This is a genomic window from Streptomyces sp. NPDC021212 (assembly GCF_044332925.1).
GTDB lineage: Bacteria > Actinomycetota > Actinomycetes > Streptomycetales > Streptomycetaceae > Streptomyces.
The window spans coordinates 1-13,390 of sequence record NZ_JBIRPZ010000024.1 but is presented as its reverse complement, the minus strand read 5'-3'; the positions used below and the strand labels follow the sequence as shown (position 1 = coordinate 13,390).

The following is a 13,390-nucleotide window of genomic DNA, read 5'->3' as shown; positions in this document are numbered from 1 at the left end:
CGCACTCCAAGCCGGGGCGCCGGGGCCCGGGGCGGTGCGCCGAATGGGTCGGGGGTCCGGGGGCGCGACCCCCGGTTTCGGGAAGGGGCGGGTAGGGGAAAGATCCGCCCTCGGCCACCACAGCCGCGGGCCCGGGGCGGCGCCCCGGAAGGAGCGGGGGTCCAGGGGGCGCAGCCCCCTGATTCAGCCCGCCGGGTCCGCCGGGTGCGGCGCCACCAGCGGCAGCGAGGCTGCCAGCCGCGCCTCGCACAGCTCCGCCAGCCGGTCGTACCCCGCCTTGCCCATCAGCTCCGTCAGCTCCGGCCGGTACGACACGTACACCGGATCCCCGGCGCCGTGCGCCGACACCGCCGACGTGCACCACCAGTGCAGATCGTGCCCGCCCGGGCCCCACCCCCGGCGGTCGTACTCGCCGATCGTGATCTGCAGCACCTGCGTGTCGTCCGGGCGGTCGATCCACTCGTACGACCGCCGCACCGGCAGCTGCCAGCAGACGTCCGGCTTGGTCTCCAGTGGCTCGCGCCCCTCCCGCAGCGCCAGGATGTGCAGCGCACAGCCCGCGCCACCGGAGAAGCCGGGGCGGTTCTGGAAGATGCACGAGCCCTCGTAGCGGCGCGTCTGGCGATCGCCGTCGTCCTCGTCCTCCTGCACCCAGCCCCGCGCGTGTCCCTCGTCGTGGAACTGCCAGATCTCCGGGGTCAGCCGGGCCATATGGCGGGCGACGCGCTCCTCGTCCTCCTCGTCGGAGAAGTGCGCGCCCAGGGTGCAGCAGCCGTCGCTCGCGCGCCCGGCCTCGATGCCCTGGCAGCCCTGGCCGAAAATGCAGCTCCAGCGCGAGGTCAGCCAGGTCAGGTCGCAGCGGAAGACCTGCTCCTCATCGGCGGGGTCGGGGAATTCGGCCCAGGCGCGGGCGAAGTCCAGGCCGACCTCGTCCGCGGGCGGGGCCGCCGGGGACGCGATCGGCTCCTCGGCCCGCGGGCCCTGCTCCGGCTCCGGGGCGCTCTCTCGGCCTTTGTCCTGCTTCGCCTTGTTCGTCTTTGCCACGGTGCAAGGGTATGCCCCGGCGGTGAAACCACCGGGGACGGGGACCGCACGCCGGACCGGAAGGATCCAGGGAGGGATCCCGTGCATGACCACGCCAGGCGCACAGTAGCGTTCTGGCCATGAGACTCGGTGTCCTCGACGTGGGTTCGAATACGGTTCACCTTCTGGTGGTGGACGCACACCAGGGTGCCCGCCCGCTGCCCGCCCACTCCCACAAGGCGGAACTGCGGCTGGCCGAACTCCTCGATGGCGACGGAGCCATCGGCACCGAAGGCGTCGACCGGCTGATCGCGGTGGTCAAGGAGGCGCTGGAGGCGGCCGAGGACAAGGGCGTCGAGGAGGTGCTGCCGTTCGCGACCTCCGCGGTCCGGGAGGCAGCCAACGCCGACGCCGTCCTCGCCCGGGTCGCCGAGGAGACCGGCGTACGGCTGCGCGTGCTCAGCGGCGAGGACGAGGCGCGGCTCACCTTCCTGGCCGCCCGCCGCTGGTGCGGCTGGTCATCGGGGCGGCTGCTGCTCCTGGACATCGGCGGCGGCTCGCTGGAGATCGCGTACGGACTCGACGAGGAGCCCGACGCGGCCGTCTCGCTGCCGCTGGGCGCGGGCCGGCTGACCGCCGCCTGGCTGCCCGGCGACCCGCCCGATCCGGCGGACGTCCGCGCCCTGCGTCGGCACGTGCGCACCGAGATCGCCCGCATCGTCGGCGACTTCAGCCGCCACAGCACCCCGGACCAGGTGGCCGCCACCTCCAAGACCTTCAAGCAACTGGCCAGGATCGCGGGCGCGGCGCGCTCCGCCGAGGGCCCGTACGTGGAGCGCAAGCTCACCCGCGAGGCGCTGGAGGAGTGGGTGCCCCGGCTGGCCGCCATGCCCGTCGAGGAGCGCGCCGAGCTGCCCGGGGTGTCCGAGGGCCGGGCCCCACAGCTGCTCGCCGGGGCGCTGGTGGCCGAGGCGGCTATGGATCTGTTCGAGGTCGACGTGCTGGAGATCTGCCCGTGGGCGCTGCGCGAGGGGGTCATTCTGCGCCGCCTGGACCACCTGCCGACATGAAGCCCACATGACGCCCGGATGACGTGATCGGCAGTCGCGGTTTAGTCGCACAGAGCAGCGGCCGTACGCTGTCCCTCGTGACAGAGCCAGTGGTGCGCATCCCGGATGCGAAGGTCGCCCTGTCCACCGCCTCGGTCTATCCGGAGTCGACGGCGACGGCTTTCGAGATCGCCGCGCGGCTGGGCTACGACGGTGTCGAGGTCATGGTGTGGACCGATCCGGTCAGCCAGGACATCGAGTCGCTGCGCCGCCTCTCGGATTATCACGGGGTGCCGATCCTTGCCGTGCACGCGCCATGTCTGCTGATCACTCAGCGGGTGTGGTCCACCGACCCGTGGGTCAAGCTGCAGCGGGCCAAGGCGGCGGCCGAGCGGCTGGACGCGTCCACCGTCGTCGTCCACCCGCCGTTCCGATGGCAGCGCAATTACGCCCGCGAGTTCGTACGCGGAATCTGGCGGATGGCGGACGAGACCGATGTGCGGTTCGCGGTGGAGAACATGTTCCCGTGGCGCTACCGCGACCGGGAGATGCTCGCGTACGCGCCGGACTGGGACGTCACCAAGGACGACTACCGGCACTTCACGATCGACCTCTCGCACACCGCGACCTCCCGCACGGACGCCCTGGACATGGTGGACCGGATGGGCGACCGGCTCGCCCATCTCCACCTCGCCGACGGCCACGGCTCCAACAAGGACGAGCACCTGGTGCCGGGGCGCGGCAGCCAGCCCTGCGCCGAACTGCTGGAACGTCTCGCCAGGACCGGCTTCGACGGCCATGTGGTGGTCGAGGTGAACACCCGGCGGGCCATGTCCCAGGCCGAGCGCGAGGCCGACCTCGCGGAGGCCCTGGCCTTCACCCGGCTCCATCTGGCCTCCCCGAAACCGGCCTCCCGGACGGGCAGGGCGGTGCGCCGGAAGTGACCCCCGCCACACCCCCGCCGCCCGCCGCCGACCAGCCCGCCGGCCCCCGCCGCGGCCGCGGCCGCCCGGCCCGCGGAAGCGCGGCCGACGGCCCAGGGGCCCGCGACCGGATCCTGAGCGCGGCGCGCAACGAGTTCGCCGAGCGCGGCTACGACAAGGCCTCCATCCGCGGCATCGCCAAGGCCGCCGAGGTGGACCCGGCGCTGGTCCACCACTACTTCGGGACCAAGGAGCAGGTCTTCGGCGCGGCGATCGAGCTGATCCTGGCGCCCGCCATGGGCGCCCCGGAAGCGGTGCTCGGCGGCGGCCGGGAGGGCGCGGGCGAGCGGTTCGCCCGCTACTTCTTCGCCACCTGGGAGAACCCGGTCAGCCGGCTGCCCCTGCTGGCGGTGATGCGCTCCGCGCTCACGAACGAGGCGGCCGCCGCCGTACTGCGCGGGCTGATCGAGCGGCGGTTGCTGATGCGGATGGCGCGCGACCTGGACGTGCCGGACCCGAAGTTCCGGGCCCAGCTCGCGGCCGCCCAGATCATCGGGGTCGCGATGCTGCGGTACGTGATCAAGATGGAGCCGGTGGCCTCCGCGACCGTGGACGAGATCGTCGCGATGGTGGGCCCGACGCTCCAGCGGTACCTCACCGAGAAGTGATCCCTGATTCCGTACTGTGAGCCGCCCGTCTCTGGATCCGGACACCGCATCGGGAATCGCGGCCCACAGGCGTAGAGTCAGAAGACTCCGAACCGATTCGCAGGTCCGCTTCACCGGACGCACTTACGAGGGAGCCGAGCACCGTGCCCGAGCTGAGGTCTCGCACCGTCACCCACGGCCGCAACATGGCGGGCGCCCGCGCCCTTATGCAGGCGTCCGGCGTAGCGCGTGAGGACTTCGGCAAGCCGATCGTCGCCGTGGCCAACAGCTTCACCGAGTTCGTGCCCGGCCACACCCACCTCCAGCCGGTCGGCCGGATCGTCAGCGAGGCGATCCACGCGGCGGGCGGCATCCCGCGCGAGTTCAACACCATCGCCGTCGACGACGGCATCGCGATGGGCCACGGCGGGATGCTCTACAGCCTCCCCTCCCGCGACCTGATCGCCGACTCGGTCGAGTACATGGTCGAGGCGCACTGCGCGGACGCGCTGATCTGCATCTCCAACTGCGACAAGATCACGCCCGGGATGCTGATGGCCGCGATGCGGCTCAACATCCCGACCGTCTTCGTCTCCGGCGGCCCCATGGAGTCCGGCCGCGCGACCCTCGTCGACGGCACGGTCCGCAAGCTCGACCTGATCACCGCGATCTCCGAGGCCGTCAACGACAAGGTCTCGGACGAGGACATCGCCCTCATCGAGGACAACGCCTGTCCGACCTGCGGCTCCTGCTCCGGCATGTTCACCGCCAACTCGATGAACTGCCTCACCGAGGCGATCGGCCTCGCCCTCCCGGGCAACGGCTCGGTGCTGGCCACCCACACCGCCCGCAAGGAGCTGTACGAGACGGCCGGGCGCACGGTCGTGGAGATCACCAAGCGCCACTACGAGCAGGACGACCAGACCGTCCTGCCGCGCAACATCGGCTCCCGCGCTTCCTTCGAGAACGCCATGGCCCTCGACATCGCCATGGGCGGCTCCACCAACACGATCCTCCACCTGCTGGCCGCCGCCCAGGAGGCCGGTCTCGACTTCGACATGCAGGCCATCGACGAAATCTCCCGTCGGGTGCCCTGCCTGTCCAAGGTCGCGCCCAACATCGCCCCCGGCGGCGTCTACTACATGGAGGACGTCCACCGGGCCGGCGGCATCCCCGCCATCCTCGGCGAGCTGTACCGCGCGGGCCTCCTCAACGAGGACGTGCACTCCGTGCACTCCGACTCGCTCGCCGACTGGCTCAAGCAGTGGGACATCCGCGGCGGTTCACCCGCCGCAGGGGCCGTCGAACTGTTCCACGCCGCGCCCGGCTGCGTCCGCTCCGCGACCGCCTTCTCCCAGTCCGAGCGCTGGGACACCCTGGACACCGACGCCGAGGGCGGCTGCATCCGCGACCTCGCCCACGCCTACTCCACCGAGGGCGGCCTGGCCGTCCTCTACGGCAACCTCGCCGAGGACGGCTGCGTCGTGAAGACCGCGGGCGTCGACGAGTCGATCTGGACCTTCGAAGGCCCGGCCGTCGTCTGCGAGTCGCAGGAGGAAGCCGTCGAGCGGATCCTGAACAAGCAGGTCAAGGAGGGCGACGTCGTCGTCATCCGCTACGAGGGCCCCAAGGGCGGCCCCGGCATGCAGGAAATGCTCTACCCCACCTCCTTCCTCAAGGGCCGGGGCCTGGGCAAGGCGTGCGCGCTGATCACCGACGGCCGCTTCTCCGGCGGCACCTCGGGCCTGTCCATCGGCCACGCCTCCCCCGAGGCGGCCTCCGGCGGCACCATCGCCCTGGTCGAGGACGGCGACCGGATCCGCATCGACATCCCGGCCCGCACGATGGAACTCCTCGTGCCCGAGGAGAAGCTGGCCGCCCGCCGCGAGGCCCTCGGCGGCGTCTACGCCCCGAAGAACCGCGAGCGCAAGGTCTCCACCGCTCTGCGCGCCTACGCGGCCATGGCCCTCAGCGCGGACAAGGGCGCCGTGCGGGACGTCACCCGGCTCGGGTGACACCCCCGGTGTGAGGGCCCGGTTCGCCGAAGGGGTCCTCACCCGCCCCGGCCACCGCTGGGTCCGCCCCTGTCCGTCAGTGGGTCCGCCCCCGTCCGTCGGCAGCCGACGTGCCCGGTCGCTCCCGCGGCGGAGCCGCAGAGCGATGCGAGCTCTCCGCGGGTCGGGCATGCTCCCTGCCCACGGCGGCGCGCTCCTTCCGCTCGGCCCCGGCCGCCGTGGGGCAGGTACCCCGGGCCGGTCGGGCGGGGCACCCGAGCGCCGAAGGCGCCCAGGGGCGCCCGCTCACCAGCGGGCCGGATCCGCTCCGTCCACGCCGAACACCGTGCCGTCCGGGGCCGTCGCGAAGACCTTGCCCGCCGCCACCACCGGCGCGGGCATCAGGGCCAGATAGCCCTGGCCGCCCGGGCGGTCCGCGCGGGGGCGGGTCTGGCCCAGCAGACGGGCGCGCCGCGTGTCCACGGCCAGCAGACGGCCGTCCGCCGACGAGAAGTACAGCCGCTCGCCCGACGCCACCAGCGGCGACGCGTTGGCCACCGAGGTCTCGATCCGCCACCGCTGGGCGCCGCGCGCGGTGTCGACGGCCACCAATCCGCCGTCGTCGCCCAGCAGATACACCCCGTCGTCGCTCCCGGCTACGGCGCTGCTCAGGGACACCGGCGCGGTCAGCTCGGCCCGCCGCTCCGCCCGCCGCGCCGGGTCGTAGCCGACGACCGCGACGGTACGGGACTGATTGTCGGTCTCCGTCAGGTGCAGGACGCCGTCCGGGCCCGCCCCGACGGGGGTGAGGGTGCCGGAGAGCGAGCGCTGCCAGCGCGTCGTACCGCGCACCGTGTCGATCGCCGTGACCAGGGTGTGCCGACCGTCCGGGGCGGTGGTGAGGGCGTACGCGGTGCGGCCGTCGCCGTAACTGAAGAAGCTCGGCTCCGCGTGCCCGGACAGCGGATGGCTCCAACGCTCCCGGTTCGTCGCCCCGTTCACCGCCGTGATGGTGCCGTTCGCCGCGACCAGCAGCACCGTGCCGCCCGCCGAGTAGACCCGGCCGCCGTACGCGGACACCTCGCGGCTCCAACGAACCCGGTGGGTGCCCGGATCCAGCGCCTCCAGCCGGGTCCCGTCCGGCGACATCACCCGCACCAGACCGCCCGCGGGGACCGGGGCGGCGGGGGTGCTTTCGCCGGGGCGGCTCGTGGTGGCCGGCCGCGACCACATCACCCGGCCGTCGGCGGGGTCGATCCGGGCGGCCTGGACGCCGCGCGCCGCGCAGTACAGCGCGCCGTCCCCGTACGAACAGGACGCGGGCCGCGCCCCTTTGGCCGCGCCGCCGCGCAGCTCCCGCTCCCACGGCCGCCACGGGGTGGTGGTCGCGGCGCTGTTCTGCCGGTGCCGCTCCGCCGTGGACTCCCGCTCGTTGAGCTGACGCAGCCCGACGACCGTGCCCGCGCCCAGCAGGATGAGCGCGGCGAGCGCCGCCGGGACCCACCGCCGCACACCCCGCCGCCCCCGAGGCGCGGGACCCTCGGCGGCCTCCGGCTCGGATGGCACCTCGGGCTCAGGCGCCACGGAAGGCTCGGACGGCACAGAAAACTCGAAGGCCACCCCGGGCTCAGACACCGGCGGCTCCGCGACCCGCTGCGCCGGGAGAACCACGGGGGCGGGGCCGTGCGGCTCCGGAGGCTGGGGCCCGCGGACCGCCCGCAGCACGGTCATCAGCGCATCGGGGGTGGGCCGTTCCGCCGGGTTCTTGGCCAGACAGCGCTGGATCAGCGGCAGCAGTTCGTCCGGCACTCCTGCCAGATCCGCCTCGTCGTGCACCACTTGGTACGCCACGATGTACGGGCTCTCGGACTCGAACGGCCCCCGGCCCGTCGCCGCGTGCACCAGCAGCGACCCCAGCGCGAACACATCCGCCGCCGGACCCACCGCCCGCGGCCGCTGGAACTGCTCGGGCGCCATGAACGGCGGCGTGCCGATCAACTTGCCGGTCTCGGTGTGCAGTTCGCTGTCCGACGGCCGGGAGATCCCGAAGTCGATGACCTTCGGGCCGTCCGCCGCGAGCAGCACATTGCTCGGCTTCAGATCGCGGTGCACGACCCCCACCCGATGGATGTCGCGCAGCGCCTCCGCGAGCCCGGCCGCCAGCGCCACCACCTCGTCGGGCTTCAACGAGCCGTTCCGCTTGACGTGTTCGGCAAGGGTCGGGCCGGGGATGTAGGTGGTGGCCATCCAGGGCCGTACGCCCTCCGGGTCGGCGTCCACGACGGGCGCCGTGAACGCCCCGCTGACCCGTCGCGCGGCCGCCACCTCCTGCCGGAACCGCGCCCTGAACTCGGGGTCTTCGGCGAACTCGGCATGTACGACCTTCACCGCGAGCCGCCGCCCCGATGCCGAGCGGGCGAGGTGGACCACGCCCATGCCGCCCGAGCCGAGGCGTGCCTCCAGCCGGTACTGCCCGACGTACTCCGGATCTTCCCCTTCTGGACCCGTCCTGGCTCCGCGCCCCGGCGGCATGCCCCACCCCCGTGTAATCGGACCGCTAAGCGACTCGGCGAGCCTAGTCGATGATGCGTACGAGTCTTGCTAACCTCCGCATGTCGTGTCACTTGATCCGACATCCGACATGTGCACAACGTCGGAACGAAGTTCAACGGGGGAGGGCCACATGGCCATTGAAGACACCGTCACGCAAGAAACCGTCGCCCAAGCCGTCAGCTATCCGACCGCGCCCGGCTATCAGGTGAACGTCCGCAGCGGTCCCGGCACGAACTACTCGCTGGTGAAGAACCTGCCGGTCAACAGCCGCGTGCAGATCCGCTGCCAGACGCACGGTCAGCGGGTGTCCGGTCCGTACGGTACGACGGACATCTGGGACAACATCGCGCCGGGGCAGTACGTCTCCGACGCGTACGTGAGGACGGGAAGCGACGGCTTCGTCACCGTCTCCTGCGGCTGACTCCTGCGGCCGACCGCGCCGGCCGCGCGAAAAGCCCCGGGTCCCCGGCGCGCGAAGCGCCGAGGGCCCGGGGCTGGGCCGTGCAGATCAGGTCTTAGGCCGGTACTTTCGTGTCCTCGTGCTCGGTGGTCTCCGTATGGCGGACCACCGCGTTGTGCCGCTCGGTCCAGGTGGCCAGCGCCATCTCGCAGGCGTGGTCCACATGGCGCAGTCCCCTCAGGTCCAGCTCCACGACCCGCTCACGGGGCAGCGCCTCCAGCTCGTCCAGCAGCTTGGGCAGCCGCAGGAAGGTCGCGTTGCCGAGCACCCGCACCTGGACGGGCGCGTCCTCGTCGGCGTTGTCGAGACCCTTGACGTCGATGTGGACGTGCGAGGTCTCCCAGGCGGTCTTCACGACCGACAGCAGCAGACCGATGATGACGCCCTCGAACATGTCGGTGGTGACGATGGCCCCGGCGGTCACGATCAGGATGATCGCCTCGCCCCGGCGCTCCCGCCACAGCGGCAGCAGCTCCTTGGTCGGGATCAGCTTCCAGCCCGCGTGCACCAGCACACCGGCGAGCGTCGCGATCGGGATGATGCCCAGCGCGGAGGGGAAGAGGACCGCGAAGACCAGCAGCCACACACCGTGCAGGATGCGCGAGAGCTTCGTCTTGGCCCCGGCGAACACATTGGCCGAGCTGCGCACGATCACCGCGGTCATCGGCAGCGCGCCGAGCACACCGCACACCGCGTTACCGGCGCCCTGCGCCATCAGTTCCTTGTCGTACTCGGTGCGCGGCCCGTCGTGCAGCCGGTCGACGGCCGCCGCGCTGAACAGGCTCTCCGCCGACGCGATCAGCGTGAACGCGAGCACAGTTCCGATCATGCCCACTTCGGCCAGCTGGGTGAACTCACCGAGGCCGGGGGGCTGGATGGCCTCGAGCAGACCCTTGACCTCGACGCGGGCGACCGGCAGATCGAAGCTGACCGTCGCGATCGTGGCGAGCATGACCGCGGCCAGCGGCGCGGGAAGGATCTTGGCGCCCTGCTTGAAGCGCGGCCAGAAGACCAGGACCAGGATGGTTCCGACGCCGATGGCCACGGCCGTGAGCGAGTCGCTCGACCCGGCCACATCGCCGATCAGCCCCGGGATACCGAAGATCTTGTCGAGTCCGCTGCTCGGGGCCTTCATGTCGCCGAGCGCGTAGAGCTGCCCGGCGATCAGTACGAGGCCGATACCGGCCAGCATGCCCTGCACCACGGCGAGCGAGATCGCCCGGAACCAGCGGCCGAAGCCCAGGGCGCCCATGGCCAGCTGGAGCAGTCCGGAGATCAGGACGAGGACGCCCAGCGCCGCGACGCCGTATTCCTGGACCGCCTCGTAGACCAGCACCGTCAGACCGGCGGCGGGGCCGGAGACCTGCAGGCTGCTGCCCGGGAGGAAGCCGGTGACCAGACCGCCGACGATGCCGGTGATCAGGCCCAGCTCGGCCGGGACGCCGGAGGCGACGGCCACGCCGACGCACAGGGGCACGGCCACCAGGAAGACGACGAGAGAAGCGGTGATGTCGGCGCGGAGCGTCCCGGCGCCGGGGGAAGAGCCTGCGGTGCCACCGGCACCGCGGAAACGGTCGAGAAGAGAGTTTCGCATGAGGGTTGCCTCCAGTGCGCCCCGTCACCGGCTCTGGGCAGGCGGGGGCACGGCATAGCACATCGTCAGTGGGATCGATGGAATCGGTCGCTGGCGGTGAAGCTCGCTTGCTCACAAGAAGCGTGAGAAAGCGTGAAATGAGGCGCGCGAGGGCGCGCAGAATGAGCCGTCATGAGCCGTTGGCACACGACGGCGAAGCCCTCAGCAGCGGAAGATCTGGTGAGTGACGGGCAACTCGCCCGATCTCGAGACCGGCACGGCCTGCCGGCCCGTGAGAGATGTACTGATCGCGGTGCGCGGCATTCGCACACCGGCGTCGCAACCGCACACGCACCCGTATTTGCCGCTCGGCGTGGGTGCGGTCAGCGGAGCCCGTCCGCCGCGGAGCCCCTTGCAGTCCTCCACCCCGTCGTCATGATGGGCGGAGTGTGCCTTGATGATCGGCTTGGGGTCCGCGGTCGCGGTGGAAGCGATCGATTCAGGGTGAGCGACCTGCGCGGACGCAGTATCGGCGGCGATGAAGAGGGCGAGCAATACGGACACCACGGCTAGCAGCCCACGAGCGGTATGCCGGACCGTCCTCACCATCGCCTCCCTCCTGATACGTATCGACACGCAACTCCATTGTGTCCAGACGACCGTGACTATTTGCAAGTCGATATGTAACCAACTTGTGAATAGAGAGGCGTCGAACAGGATGGATTCCTTCCGGTCGCCCCGGCGGACGCCAGCGCTCGCAAGCGATCGCGTCACGCCGGGTGGGTGGAGCGAGGTGATCAAAAATATTATTCATCGAACAATGAATAACGCGCGGCGCGTCGCCCGGCCCCCGGTGCGAGGATGAGAGACGTCCATCCATCGCAGCAACGCACGAGGTGAGCCGCACTATGACGGAGACGGTCGCCGTACTCGGCACGGGAAAGATCGGCGAGGCCCTTCTCAGCGGGATGATCCGCGGTGGCTGGAAACCGACCGACCTGCTGGTCACCGCCCGCCGCCCGGAGCGCGCCCAGGAGCTGCGGTCACGCTACGGCGTCGAGGCGGTCACCAACGCCGAGGCCGCCAAGGCAGCCGACACCCTCATCCTCACCGTCAAGCCGCAGGACATGAGCGCGCTGCTGGACGAGCTGGCCCCGCACGTGCCCGCCGACCGGCTGGTGATCTCCGGCGCCGCGGGCATCCCCACCTCCTTCTTCGAGGCGCGCCTGGCCGTCGGCACCCCCGTGGTGCGGGTCATGACCAACACCCCCGCCCTCGTCGACGAGGCCATGTCCGTCATCTCGGCGGGCAGCCACGCCAAGGAGGAGCACCTCGCCCACGCCGAGGCGATCTTCGGCGGCGTCGGCAAGACGCTCCGCGTCCCGGAGAGTCAGCAGGACGCCGCGACCGCCCTCTCCGGCTCCGGTCCCGCGTACTTCTACTTTCTCGTCGAGGCCATGACGGACGCCGGAATCCTGCTCGGGCTGCCCCGCGACAAGGCCCACGACCTGATCGTCCAGGCCGCGGTCGGCGCCGCGACGATGCTGCGCGACAGCGGCCAGCACCCGGTCTCGCTGCGCGAGGCCGTGACCTCCCCCGCGGGCACCACCATCAACGCCATCCGCGAACTGGAGAGCCACGGCGTACGAGCCGCCCTGATCGCGGCCCTGGAGGCGGCCCGCGACCGCAGCCGCGAGCTGGCCTCCGGCAACGGCTGACCCCGTCCGCCCGAGCCGGGGCCCGAGAGCCCCGGCCCCGGTCCGGCTTCCCCGGCTCAGGCCGGCGGCAGCAGCCCTACCGCCGCATAGGCGGCGTCGACCCGCGGCCGGGCCAGCGCCCGGGCGCGCTCGGCCCCGGCCCGCAGCGCCCCGTCCACGTAACCCGGATCCGCGCTCAACTCGGCGTGCCGGGCCCGCATCGGCCGCAGCAGCTCCACCACCGCCTCGGCCACCGCCCCCTTGAGCGCCCCGTACGACGTGTACTCCTCGGCCAGCACCTCCGGCTTGCCCCCGGTGCACGCCGCGAGGACATCCAGCAGATTCGCCACCCCGGGCCGCTCCTCCCGGTCGTACCGGACATCGCTGCCGCTGTCCGTGACCGCCCGCATGATCTTCTTGCGCACGACATCCGTCTCGTCCAGCAGATAGACGATGCCCCTGCCCTCGGCGTGCGACTTCCCCATCTTCGACAGCGGGTCCTGGAGGTCCATCACCCGCGCCGCCACCGGCGGGGCCGTCGCCCGCGGCACGGTGAAGACCGGTCCGTACCGCTGGTTGAACCGCCGCGCCAGATCCCGGGTCAGCTCCACATGCTGCTTCTGGTCGTCGCCGACCGGCACCTCGTCCGTCCCGTACGCCAGGATGTCGGCCGCCATCAGCGCCGGATAGGTGAGCAGCGACAGCCGTACGCTCCTGTCCCGCGCCGACTCCCGCGCGGCTTTCTCCTTGTACTGGATCATCCGTCGCATCTCGCCGTCGGCGGCCGTGCACTCCATCAGATAGGAGAGCCGCGCATGTTCGTCCACATGGCTCTGGACGAACAGGGTGCAGTGCGCCGGATCAAGACCGGAGGCCAGGAACAGCGTGGCCGCCTGCCGGGTCAGCCGCCGCACCCGGGCCGGATCGTGCTCCACGGTCAGCGCGTGCAGATCGACGACGCAGAAGAGCGCGTCGGCACGGTACTGGTCCTCCTCGACCCACCGGCGCAGGGCGCCGAGGTAGTTGCCGAGGGTCAGATGCCCGGTCGGCTTGACCCCGCTGAAGATCCTGGGCCGTGCCGTCGTGGTGTGTGCCATGGATGTGTTCTCTCCCGCTGTCTCGGGACCGCCGGGCCTGACGGCCGGCTCCGCGAGTGGCAGGAGATACGAATACGGCCGCCGGATCGGCGGCCGTGGAAGTGCATGCGCTGGGGGCGGCCGCCGTCAGGCGGGCCACCACTGTGCGAGGTGCGCATGCTTCGTCATGCCACAGAGAGTACGCCCGCTGGAGCGCCCCGGCACGGGTTTGAAGGCCGCCGGGGCGTCGTGTAGTGTTCTTCGAGTTGTCACGGAGCCCGCACAGGGAAACGGGACAGCCACTCGAGCCGCACCGGCGGCAAACCACTCTGCACGGCCTCCCATCGGGAACGACTTCGGCATGCCGAATTCCGGACCGAAAAGCTCGATTATGA

The 13,390-nt window shown here is 71.5% G+C and carries 11 protein-coding genes; 6 read left to right on the top strand and 5 right to left on the bottom strand.

Translation table 11 applies throughout. The annotated features are described in order from the left end of the window. Window positions 1-183 precede the first annotated feature (183 nt). On the bottom strand, window positions 184-1,044 hold the full coding sequence (locus ACH4SI_RS40110; RefSeq protein ID WP_398305299.1) for a hypothetical protein: 861 nt from the start codon (window positions 1,042-1,044) through the stop codon (window positions 184-186). A 119-nt stretch (window positions 1,045-1,163) separates the two neighbouring features. Here ACH4SI_RS40110 and ACH4SI_RS40105 point away from each other — a divergent pair, with 119 nt between their 5' ends. From ACH4SI_RS40105 to ilvD, 4 genes are all read left to right on the top strand, one after another. Continuing rightward, the gene (locus ACH4SI_RS40105) at window positions 1,164-2,093 is read left to right on the top strand and encodes a Ppx/GppA family phosphatase (RefSeq protein ID WP_398305296.1); all 930 of its coding nucleotides are present in this window, start codon (window positions 1,164-1,166) and stop codon (window positions 2,091-2,093) included. A 77-nt stretch (window positions 2,094-2,170) separates the two neighbouring features. Further along, window positions 2,171-3,016 carry a sugar phosphate isomerase/epimerase family protein gene (locus ACH4SI_RS40100; RefSeq protein WP_398305293.1) on the top strand — a complete coding sequence of 282 codons (846 nt, stop codon included), beginning with the start codon at window positions 2,171-2,173 and terminating at the stop codon, window positions 3,014-3,016. After that, the gene (locus ACH4SI_RS40095; RefSeq protein WP_398305290.1) at window positions 3,013-3,663 is read left to right on the top strand and encodes a TetR family transcriptional regulator; all 651 of its coding nucleotides are present in this window, start codon (window positions 3,013-3,015) and stop codon (window positions 3,661-3,663) included. Before ACH4SI_RS40100 ends, ACH4SI_RS40095 begins: the two co-directional genes overlap by 4 nt. Before the next feature lie 143 nt (window positions 3,664-3,806). Then, a complete protein-coding gene (gene ilvD, locus ACH4SI_RS40090; protein ID WP_398305288.1) occupies window positions 3,807-5,657 on the top strand; it encodes a dihydroxy-acid dehydratase in 1,851 nt (616 codons plus the stop codon). 285 nt (window positions 5,658-5,942) lie between these two features. Here ilvD and ACH4SI_RS40085 read toward each other — a convergent pair whose 3' ends face one another. Further along, entirely contained in the window at window positions 5,943-8,168 is a 2,226-nt protein-coding gene (locus ACH4SI_RS40085; protein WP_398305285.1) for a PQQ-binding-like beta-propeller repeat protein, read from the bottom strand. Between the two features lie 151 nt (window positions 8,169-8,319). Here ACH4SI_RS40085 and ACH4SI_RS40080 point away from each other — a divergent pair, with 151 nt between their 5' ends. After that, window positions 8,320-8,610, top strand: a complete 291-nt coding sequence (locus tag ACH4SI_RS40080; RefSeq protein WP_398305282.1) for an SH3 domain-containing protein — start codon at window positions 8,320-8,322, stop codon at window positions 8,608-8,610. A 94-nt stretch (window positions 8,611-8,704) separates the two neighbouring features. Here the strand turns inward: ACH4SI_RS40080 and ACH4SI_RS40075 are convergent, their stop codons facing one another. Both ACH4SI_RS40075 and ACH4SI_RS40070 read right to left on the bottom strand, forming a co-directional pair. After that, on the bottom strand, window positions 8,705-10,243 hold the full coding sequence (locus ACH4SI_RS40075) for a SulP family inorganic anion transporter (protein ID WP_398305279.1): 1,539 nt from the start codon (window positions 10,241-10,243) through the stop codon (window positions 8,705-8,707). Between the two features lie 201 nt (window positions 10,244-10,444). Then, on the bottom strand, window positions 10,445-10,789 hold the full coding sequence (locus ACH4SI_RS40070; RefSeq protein ID WP_398305276.1) for a hypothetical protein: 345 nt from the start codon (window positions 10,787-10,789) through the stop codon (window positions 10,445-10,447). 341 nt (window positions 10,790-11,130) lie between these two features. Between ACH4SI_RS40070 and proC the strand changes: the two genes are divergently transcribed. After that, the gene (gene proC, locus ACH4SI_RS40065) at window positions 11,131-11,940 is read left to right on the top strand and encodes a pyrroline-5-carboxylate reductase (protein ID WP_398305273.1); all 810 of its coding nucleotides are present in this window, start codon (window positions 11,131-11,133) and stop codon (window positions 11,938-11,940) included. 56 nt (window positions 11,941-11,996) lie between these two features. Here the strand turns inward: proC and trpS are convergent, their stop codons facing one another. After that, a complete protein-coding gene (trpS, locus tag ACH4SI_RS40060) occupies window positions 11,997-13,016 on the bottom strand; it encodes a tryptophan--tRNA ligase (RefSeq protein ID WP_398305270.1) in 1,020 nt (339 codons plus the stop codon). Between the last annotated feature and the right edge of the window lie 374 nt (window positions 13,017-13,390).